Below are 9,510 nucleotides of genomic sequence, written 5' to 3'. Positions count from 1 at the left end.
ACCAGCGACACCAGCGACACCAGCGACACCAGCGACACCAGCGACACCAGCGACACCAGCGACACCAGCGACACCAGCGACACCAGCGACACCAGCGACACCAGTGCATGGCGAGGGCAAACCTTCGTAGGGGGTGGGCGACCTCTCGTTTGATGGTGCGAACGCCATGCCGCATGCTCTCATGTCTCCTATGCCGTCCGACGTGGCGGCGTCAGGAGAACGACGATGACCTTCATCCATTCGACCGTGTCGCGCGAGGCCTTTGAGGAATCCGTGCTGCGAATCTGCACTCGCGCGGCAAGACACTCCTCGTTTAGGATTGCTCGCGCGATTCCGCCCAGTCCCGCGGCGAGCGCCGCTCGTGCGGTTCGCACCGTTCGCGCCATTCGCACGGGCGTGCAATCGCAGCGGATCAGCGCAATCGCGATGTTCGTGCTGCTCGTTGCGCTGCTCGTCACGATAAGCGCACCTGCTGCCAACGCGGCGATGCTCTACACGCGGCCGTGCCGCGCCGACAGCAACCTGCTGCCGGTCGTCTGCCTCGTCGCGATCGGTTTCGGGCTGCTCGCGGCGGCGCTGTGGGTATATGCGTACGAGCAGCGTTCGTGCATCGCGCGCCTCGCCGCCGCAATCGAGCAGCGCAGCAGCACGGACACGTTGCCGCAAGCGTTGGCCGAGTTCGGGCCGCCCACGGTCGCGCGCCTGGTACGCGCGATCAACGGCGCGCAGCGCTACGACGCCGAGCGCGTCGCCCAGGTGCTCGACGTGCTCGCAGCATATGCGCACGACCTGCGCACGCCGCTGACACGTATGGCGTTGCGCTGTGAGCGGCTCGACGATGGCAATGTGCGCGACGCGATCGAGCACGATCTCGCCGAGATGGGCGAACTGGTCGAGGCAAGCCTCGCTTGCGCGCGAATGCAATGCTGGGCCGGACAACCGTTGCGATGCTTCGATGCGGACGGACTGATCGGTGCGCTCGTCGATAACTACAGGGACGCCGGCCGCTCGGTCGAGCTCGAAGGCGAGGTAGGGTGTCCGGTCGTAACGTGCCCGCATGCGCTGCGCTGCGTGCTCGTCAATCTGATCGACAACGCGTTGCGCTATGACAGCGCCGTGCGGTTGTGCGTGCGCGTCGATGCACGGCGGGTGGTGCTGGCCGTGGTCGACTCCGGACCGGGTATCGTGCCGGCCGAAATGGAGACCGTATTCGCGCCCTGGTATCGCGCGCCGCGCACGACAGCGCGTGCGCCGGAGTCCGGCTTGGGCCTCACGCTCGCGCGACGTCTTACGCTCGCGATGCGTGGCGAACTGCAACTGGAAAACCGCCGTAACGGCGGACTCGAAGCAAGATTGACGCTGCCTCTCGCGGTAGCGTGAGCATCAAACAGCGCTCGATAGAAATGCTCCGCGCGAACTCGCGTGTCGTAGCTGGAGCTTCATGTGCAGTCGTCTATGTCGCGTGTGAGGGCGCCCAGCGTTATCAAAGATGCCCGAACACCTCACATCCGTTCGCGCCGACGCCTTATGAGCGCAGCCGCAACGCGCCCTTGATCGCATCCTTCGACTCCTTCGCGGCGTCAGCCGGTTTAAGACCCGGCTCGCCGATCATGCCCGCAATCTTCTCGAGCTTTTCATCATTGGACATTGCACTCGGGTCTTGCGCTTCTGCTTTCGCCGATTTCTCTTCGGCGGGTTTCAGCGCGTCGGCGGCGAGGCGCATCATCGCTCTGACCGCGTCGGTTCGCGGCATGCCGGCGTCGGTGAGCAGCGTGAGCGTGGCGCGCAATTGCGGATCGCTTTCGATCTTTTGCAGCGCAGCTTTTTCGCGCGCTGAACGCGTGAGGTTCGGCTCGCTGCTGGTCCCGTGCAACTGACCGAGCATCTCGGGTCGCGCACGGCGCATTGCCTTCTGCGCGATCTCCGCGATGTGCGCGCTGACCACATCGGTTGCCGCGGTTTTATAGACGCCAGCCTTGCGATCGTCGATCAGCGAGCCGGGCAGCCGGTAACCGAAATTGTGCTGCTGTGCCGTTTTGCGGCGGGCGTTGTCGTACATATTCGCGTAGACGCCGGCTTGTGCTTCGAGCGGCGCGTGGTCGAAGGCCTCGCTCTTGCTGGCTAATTGCGTGACATGACGCTGTACGTCGTCGGCTTTCTCGTCGCGCAGATTTTGCCGTGTTTCCAGCGCGAATTTCCTTATGTCCAACGCGTCCTTCACCGCATTGAGCGATTGCCCAGCGACGATCAGCGGCGTGGCCGCGCCATGCGTGCCTGCGGCGAGCACCGCGCCGGCCGCCGCCGCCGTCGCCGATGTCGCGCTCTCATAGAGCGCGCCTCTGCGCCGTTTGCCCTGATTTTCCGCGATGGACATGGTCGTGAGCACATCGCGCGCACGTTGATGCTGCGGATGAGCCGGATCGTTCGCGGCACGCAGCAGTTTCGCCTTGTCGTATTGCCATTCGCCGTGCTGGCGCGTGACGATCATGTTCTCCGGTGTGGTCGGCAGATATCTGTTGGTTTTGTGTACGGCTGATTCGGGTGCGTTCGTGCGGACGGGCTCAGTCGTGGCCATCAAGTCTTCCGTCGGCGCTTGCGTTTGGGCTTGCGTTTCGTCATGGCTCGCCGCGACCCCGCCTTGCTCGGACGATGAAATACCCTTCATCGGAATGCCCTTTGGCGCGGGTTGGGGCAACGCGTCGAAGGCAAGCACATCTTCGCGCAGCATCGCCGCAAGTTTCTGCTCATAGCGTTTGGTGGTTTGATGCGCGACCACGGCCGATGCGCCGCTCGCGATCATGCCGGGGATCTCGTGTGCGGTGTGGGCGTCGTACACGAAGCTGCCGCCGGCCGCGCGCGAATTCGCGCCGAGCACGCCCGTCAGCGGTTTTTTGGAAGCAAGGTTGAGCGGCGTGAAGCCTTTCTGTCCGCTGCCCAAAGCTTGCCTGATCGCGTTGAACACGCTCTTGCCGGCGCTGCCCTTCGGCGGCACGAAATTGTGAATGTCGTCGACTGCGGGCTGCGGTTTGGGCGGCGACGCGAGCTTGCCGATCGCGCCCATTGGCCCCTTCAGAAGTTGATCGCGGTAGGCACCGGGCTGCACGGGTTCGCGCTTTGGCTTGTATGGAGCAAGTTGCGCCGGAACCGGCGCACGCGCCGGAGCATTCGACGTCGGGCCGCTCGCGGGCTTGTCGTCCTGCGCGGCTGGCGTCGCTGAATCAGGCGCTGCGGGCATTCCATTGACACGCATCATCTGGAGGCTCTCCGGTCGCATTCATGCAGACAACGGTAGCCGCTAACGTATGAGCGCCCCTCGATCGCGCGAAGTCATAAGCGCGCCAGCGAACTAGCTGCGCGCGGACTGCCCGGATGCAATGCACTCCTTCGCCAAACCGCGCAGACCTTCGGCATCGCCGCCAAACGCGGCTCACTCGAACTCTATTCTGCAATACGACGATTCCTGGCCGGCCGCCCTCGTCGCAGCCCATCCCTTCAACTTTACAGACGGTAGATTCGAATGAAATATAAACCCGCGTTACTCGAGACAGCAGCCGCTCTACTTACCGCATTGACGCTCACCGCCTGTGGCGGCGGCGATCATGTCGACAACGGCAAGACGGCCAACGCAAGCGTATTCAAGTCCATGGTGCTGGTGTCCGACGGCAGCGTCGCCGCGCCCAACACCGCGCCCGATCTGAAGAACGGCTGGGGTATCGCGTTCAATCCGGCCGGCGCCGCGTGGGTCTCGGGCAACGGCTCGCAAAAGTCCGTGCTGTTCGACGGCGACGGCGTGCCGCAATCGCTGATCGTGACGATTCCGCCGGGCACCAACGGCGTGGCGGGGCCGACCGGCATCGTCTTCAACGGCACGGCTACGGACTTCATGATCGCGACGCCGGACGGCTCTGCGAAGAGCAACGCCGTGTTCATGTTTGCGACGGAAGCGGGCACGATCGCCGCGTGGTCGCCGAAAGTGTTGCCGACCGCAGCCGTTACCGCGTTCGACGACGCGGCCGGTGGCGCCATCTACAAAGGCCTGACGCTCGCCAGCAACGGCGGCCGCAATCTGCTGTACGCAACCGACTTTCACAACGCAAAGGTCGACGTGTTCGATGCGGCGTTCAACAAAATCGCGCTGCCTGGCACGTTCAAGGACCCATCTGTACCGGCGGGTTTTGCTCCGTTCGGCATTCAGGCAGTCGGTTCGAAAATCTTCGTGACATATGCGCAGCAGGACGCGAGCCGCAAGGTTCAGGTGACGGGCGCGGGCCTCGGCGTGGTCGACGTATTCGATCTGAACGGCAATCTGCTGCAACAGATTCCAGCGGGTGGCGTGCTCAACGCGCCGTGGGCAGTCGCAGAGGCGCCCGCCGGTTTCGGCACGCTGAGCAACGACATTCTGATCGGCAATTTCGGCGACGGTAACATCAACGCGTTCGATCCAGTCTCGCTCAAGCCGCTCGGCAAGCTCACGCTGCAAGACGGCACGGCGTTCCAGCAGACCGGCTTGTGGGGGCTCTCGTTCGGCAACGGCGTATTGAATCAGCCCAAAACGACGCTGTTCTATGCTGCAGGCCCGAACAAGAAAGTTGCAGGCGTGTATGGCCGTATCGATCTGGCCAACTGACGCTGAACGTCGAGATGGCGACCCGCGCTGCGGGTCGCCAAAAGGCCGTGTTCCCTGCTGCGTTACGCGCAATGGCCGGCAAGTGTCACGACACCGCTTCGGCCATTCGCGCGCGTGGCGCACGCGTCGTGCAGATATCCCGGCGATGCGGCGCTTCGATCTGTTCGAGCATGTAGCCGAGCGAATACACGGTGCGCAGTGTGAGGCCGCTGTGTTCGTCCAGTTCCAGTTTGGCGCGCAGTTTGTAGATATGCTGTTCGAGCGAACGCCCAGCAATATCGAGCTCCTTTCCCCACACCGCGTGCGCCAGTTCCTTGCGCGTGATGAGCGCACCGGGATGCGAAAAGAACAGCCACGCTATGCTGAACTCACGCGCCGTGAGCCGCACGCGTTTGTCGAGTGTGACGAACTCGCGTGTCGCCCGGTACAGCGTCGAAGAGCCGAGCGTGATAATGCTCTGCGCCGTGCGCTCGCCGCGCCGGCGCTCCACCGCGTGACGGCCGCGCGCCACTATTTCCTCGAGGCGAAACTCGCCCACGACGATTTCGTCGACGCCCGCGTGCAGTGCGTTCGTCATGCTTACCGAGTCCCACCATTGGCCGATCATCATGACCGGCAAGTCCTGTCTGAAATGACACGCCCGCCACGCGAGCACGAGATTGCTGGTGGAGAACTCCGTCTCCGATTCGATGATGACGAGATCCGGCGGACTGCGCTCGAGTGAGCGAATCAGGCCGAGTTCATCGGTATAGCGAACACAGTCGGGCATGCCGTCCGCTTCGAAAGCATTCTTGATCCGTCGAAAGGTCGAGTCGTTGCGCGTTAGCAAGGCGATTTGCATGATCGTTCCAAGATGAGAATGTCTGACCGAGGCGCGCGCCAGACATGTTTTTCGTTCTGGCGGCGCGGCTTTCGTCTCACGCTCCTGATCACACAACACGCGATAGTCGAGTCCTATTCCATTTAGTTTTTCGATCGCCGAAACGCCGGTGGGACGGCGGCTTCCGCGCGCGCAAATATGCGCATTAAGCGCGAATCCACATGAAGGCGCCTGACGCGACGGCCTGATACTGCTCGTCGGTGGCTTGAAGTATGTTCTGCTGCCAGTAGCGGCCGTGTTCCGCATAGTGGGCAAGCAGGTCGGCGAGCGTTTCGCCGTTCAGCTGGGACAGTTCCGCGCGCACGACCAGCACGGAGCTGCCCGTGTCGCTGTCCACGCCCAGTTGCGCCTGGTCCTGCGCATAGACGAGCAGGTTGGCTTCCAGCATCAGCCGATAAACACCAAGCACGCGCTCCGGCGCGACTGTTCCGAACTCGAACACAATGTAAAGACCGGTGTCGTTAGCGAAATGATCGAGCCGGACGTCGAAACCTTCTACTTCGATCGAGCGCGTGTCGAGCACATGGCCGGCGTCGGGCAGGCCGACCGTCGTGCATAGATCTTCGATCAGCGGCGTGTAGTAATCGATGTCCACGGCGTGTCCGACTCTGGTTGATGTTGAAACCCGGCGTGCTCGACGCCGGAATTGAAAAGGCGCGTGTCGCCGGGGCGAACGCGCCAGAAAGAGCCTGCTGCAACGCACGTGGAGCGCGTCCCCAGCCAGGCGTCAGCTTGCCTGCGCGGCCTTCGTCAGGCTCGATGCGCCCGACTTCAGCGCTTCGCCGACGGCTTGCAGCACGCTCGCGTTCGACTGAGCCTGCGCGATCTTCAGTTGATCCTGTGCGTTGGCGTTGATCTGGTTGACCGCGGAATCGGTGCCGGCCGACGACGACAGATCTTCAGCCTTGCCGGCCGCGGTGGCCTGCGCCGCAGTGCCTGCGCCTGCTCCGAGGGAACTCGCTGCACTCGTGATTGAACCCATGATTGACACTCCTTGAAATGAACGGCCGGACCGGAGTGGCCGCGGCATCGGAATCCCGCGTAGTGCGGGGACAAACGTTTCGACGCAGTTGCGTCGAAACTCAGCCATTGAGCGCGTCTTCGCGCAGTTGAGCGATGATCCGGCTCGCCGCGAGCAACCCGCGATAGATCTTTGCGCGCGCATTGCGGTCTTCCGGCGAGCCGTCGGTGCGGCTATTGAGTTCCTCCGCGCTTTCTTCGAGCGCGCGGCGCAACACGGCGACTTGCGCATCGGCATCGGGCGCGCGCACGAGGCCTTGCAGATCGTTGAACTTCGCCGCATGACGTTCAATTGCCTGATACATGAGATTTCTCCGTGACAGAAGGTCCGGCTGCCGGGACGGCTGCCAATTGAGGGGGTTGCATGGCGGCTTGTGCGGCGGCTTGTGCGGCGGCCTGTGCGGTGGCTTGTGTGCCCGCTTGCGTGGCGGCTTCGGGCGCCGCGCCGCTCAGTCCGTGACTTCGTTCGCCATCGCTGTCGCCGTTCGCTGCGGCGTCGCTCGCGGAGATGGGCGCATCGGCGGGGTCGTCGGCGAGGATGAAGATGTGCTTCACGCCATCCGGTGTCTGCGCATAGCGCACGCGATCGGACGACACCACGGTCGTGTACTGACCGTCGGCCTCGGCGGTGGGCGTCGCGTCGCTGCCCGTCGCGTCGATGCGCAGTTCCTTCACGTTCGCGTCGAGATCCGCGCGTACGCGCTGCACGGCCTGCTGCACGCCGTCGATGTCGACACCCGTACCCGTGATCGCGAACACGCCTTTGCCCGCGTAATGCACGTCGACGTTCGCCATGCCGATCGCTTCCTTGATGCCGCGCGCCGTGTCGTCGGCGTTGCCGTATTGGCGGGTCACGCGCGCGCCCTGGATGTGTTCGAGCAGACGCTGCGCGACCAGGTCGTCGCCGGCACTGGAGACAAGCCCTGTCACCAGCACGCCGCCGTGGCCGTCGAGCGTCGCATGCAGACCGGTCAGACGCGCGCCCGCGAGATCGCGGTTGGCCTGTTCGGCGGCGGCGACGTCGGGCGGCGGCAACGATGCCTTGGCCCGCGTGCTTAGCGCCATCGACACCACGCCCGACGCAATCGCCAGCATCACGCACGCGGCGCCCACGGCTGTCACCAGCTTGCGCTTGATGATCCATTGACCGCTTCCGGCGGCGGTTTCGTGCGCGGGATCGTCGGCGCTTTCGGGCTTGACCAGCAGCGTCGAGAGGAGGGCGAGATCGCTCGGCCACACGGCGTCGTCGGGACCGATGCATAGAACCGTCTGGTCGAACTGCATCGGCACGAAGTCGGTCATCAGCACGACGCCGGGGTCGAGCGCGTCCGGATGCGCGGCTTCGTCGGTGTGAGCGGCGGCGGAGTACGTCGAGTCCATTGCGGGTACTGCGTTGACTGGCGCGGGCTCGATGCGCGTAACCGTCACTACATCGGTTTCGTCGACGTTCAGCACGACTGCCGCGCCGCTCCAGTCGGTGATGCGGATGTCGGCATCGTCGTCGGAGTGGACCCGGTGAGCGCCCGTGCTGAGGCGGGCTTCCGCGCCGGCATGGTTACCTGTCAGGATGCGCAGCAGTTTCATGGTTTCAGACTTAGGCGAAGATCGTTCGGCGCATCGGATCGACACGCCACGCAGTCCAGATTAGCGATATCCGCGTGCAACGTGCCCGCGTTTGCGAAGCCGTCCACGGCCGCACGAAACGCCACTCAGGCACGCGACGCGGCGCGCAGCCGCGCTTCGATCGCGCCAAGCAGGGCCGCGTTCAGATGACGCGCGCGCTCGGCCTGATCCGGCGTGTTCGGGCGTTCAAGCACGAGCAGGACGAGGTTCGCCAGCAGATTCACGCGCTGCGCAAGACCTGCGGTCGAACCGTGGGCGCTTGGCGCGCCTCGCGCATCGAGCTGTTGCGTTGAGCCGGCCGTACGCGTTGCGTCCAGTGCCGTTTGCGCGAGACGCTCTGAAACTGTGGTGAGCAGTTCGCGCCTCGCCGCCGACGTGCTGGGCGCAAGCGCGCCTTCGGCGGCGCGCAACGTGTGGATGCGCTGCATCAGCGACTGCAATGCGCGATCGGCTGACGGCACGTTTCCCGCCGCGATATCGTCACGCAACTTGAGCAGCGCTTCGCCGATTGCAGCGCGTATTTCGCCGCCGCGCGCGGCACTGGAGCGCGGCGGTGTAATCGCGCTGACGCCTTCAACGGCAGTGGCTGCAAAGACCCCGCCGGACGCGCTGTCATGATCGTCGCGGCTATCCTGATCATGATCGTGCGGATTGTCGCGTTGCTTGCCGTTCTGTTGACCGCCTTCCTGCTGCGGCTGGCCGCCGCCACCGCCGCCGCCTTGCCGGCCGCCGTCGCGCGTGACGCGATCGGCTTGCACCTTGCTCCGCGCCGTTTTCGCGCTGGTCGCGTGAGCGCCTTTGAGCGCACCGTGCGCAGTCGACGCAGCGCGTTGCGACGGCGCGAAGCGTTTGCCTGCGGCTCGCGCAGCCGCCTGACGCTTGCGCAACGCGGCCGCAAGTTGGCGCGCCTTCGCGCTGTTCGCTTGCGCGAGATGATGCGAGTGATGCGCGTGCGCAAACGTCACGTTGTTCTTGTAGACGGCAGAAAAGCGCACGGCCTGTGTATGCGACGCGTCGTGGCTCGCGCGGTTCGCCGCTGACGTTTCGGTGGACGCGCCGGCTTGCGCCGCGCGCGTCTGGGCGGAGACCGTCGTCATTGCGAGGTCGCGGCCTGCAACATTTGGTTGGCGAAGCGCAGCACGGCGGCGGCCGAAATGGGCGCGGCCACGACGAGCGCGACGACGACTGCCACCAGCTTGACGCCGAACGACAGCGTCTGATCCTGCAGCGAAGTGACGGCCTGCAGGAATGAAACGACGAGGCCCACGCCGGCCGCGATCACCACGATCGGCAGCGACACGTAAAGACACAGCAGAAGCCCCTGCGTCGCGAGGCCGAGCAGCGCGTCGATGTTCATGGG

General features: G+C 64.5%; 10 protein-coding genes. 2 read left to right on the top strand and 8 right to left on the bottom strand.

The genetic code is table 11. The annotated features are described in order from the left end of the window. The first annotated feature begins 225 nt into the window (after nt 1–225). Complete coding sequence (locus tag J2W46_RS31885; RefSeq protein WP_310359501.1) at nt 226–1,380, top strand: sensor histidine kinase; 1,155 nt, start codon at nt 226–228, stop codon at nt 1,378–1,380. 145 nt (nt 1,381–1,525) lie between these two features. Here J2W46_RS31885 and J2W46_RS31880 read toward each other — a convergent pair whose 3' ends face one another. After that, nucleotides 1,526–3,253 (bottom strand): hypothetical protein, encoded by a 1,728-nt coding sequence (locus J2W46_RS31880; RefSeq protein ID WP_310359499.1) that lies wholly within the window; start codon nt 3,251–3,253, stop codon nt 1,526–1,528. A gap of 264 nt (nt 3,254–3,517) precedes the next feature. Here J2W46_RS31880 and J2W46_RS31875 point away from each other — a divergent pair, with 264 nt between their 5' ends. After that, nucleotides 3,518–4,627 carry a TIGR03118 family protein gene (locus J2W46_RS31875; protein ID WP_310359496.1) on the top strand — a complete coding sequence of 370 codons (1,110 nt, stop codon included), beginning with the start codon at nt 3,518–3,520 and terminating at the stop codon, nt 4,625–4,627. An 85-nt stretch (nt 4,628–4,712) separates the two neighbouring features. On the opposite strand, the gene J2W46_RS31870 is transcribed toward J2W46_RS31875, so the two are convergent. The 7 genes from J2W46_RS31870 to sctS form a co-directional block, all read right to left on the bottom strand. Beyond that, nucleotides 4,713–5,468: a response regulator transcription factor gene (locus J2W46_RS31870; protein WP_310359495.1), complete on the bottom strand. Its 756-nt coding sequence runs from the start codon at nt 5,466–5,468 to the stop codon at nt 4,713–4,715. Nucleotides 5,469–5,652: 184 nt separating this feature from the next. Then, on the bottom strand, nt 5,653–6,102 hold the full coding sequence (locus J2W46_RS31865; protein WP_310359493.1) for a CesT family type III secretion system chaperone: 450 nt from the start codon (nt 6,100–6,102) through the stop codon (nt 5,653–5,655). Nucleotides 6,103–6,234: 132 nt separating this feature from the next. After that, nucleotides 6,235–6,489 (bottom strand): hypothetical protein, encoded by a 255-nt coding sequence (locus J2W46_RS31860; RefSeq protein WP_020070028.1) that lies wholly within the window; start codon nt 6,487–6,489, stop codon nt 6,235–6,237. Between the two features lie 100 nt (nt 6,490–6,589). Next, entirely contained in the window at nt 6,590–6,832 is a 243-nt protein-coding gene (locus J2W46_RS31855) for a hypothetical protein (protein ID WP_020070027.1), read from the bottom strand. After that, complete coding sequence (locus tag J2W46_RS31850; protein ID WP_310359491.1) at nt 6,816–8,111, bottom strand: type III secretion protein; 1,296 nt, start codon at nt 8,109–8,111, stop codon at nt 6,816–6,818. Before J2W46_RS31850 ends, J2W46_RS31855 begins: the two co-directional genes overlap by 17 nt. A gap of 125 nt (nt 8,112–8,236) precedes the next feature. Then, complete coding sequence (locus tag J2W46_RS31845; protein ID WP_310359489.1) at nt 8,237–9,247, bottom strand: hypothetical protein; 1,011 nt, start codon at nt 9,245–9,247, stop codon at nt 8,237–8,239. Beyond that, nucleotides 9,244–9,507 carry a type III secretion system export apparatus subunit SctS gene (sctS, locus tag J2W46_RS31840; protein WP_310359487.1) on the bottom strand — a complete coding sequence of 88 codons (264 nt, stop codon included), beginning with the start codon at nt 9,505–9,507 and terminating at the stop codon, nt 9,244–9,246. The genes J2W46_RS31845 and sctS overlap by 4 nt, the downstream gene beginning before the upstream one ends. Nucleotides 9,508–9,510 lie beyond the last annotated feature (3 nt).

This window comes from Paraburkholderia strydomiana, from assembly GCF_031456815.1.
Lineage (GTDB): Bacteria > Pseudomonadota > Gammaproteobacteria > Burkholderiales > Burkholderiaceae > Paraburkholderia > Paraburkholderia caledonica.
This window is presented reverse-complemented; position numbering and strand designations above follow the sequence as displayed.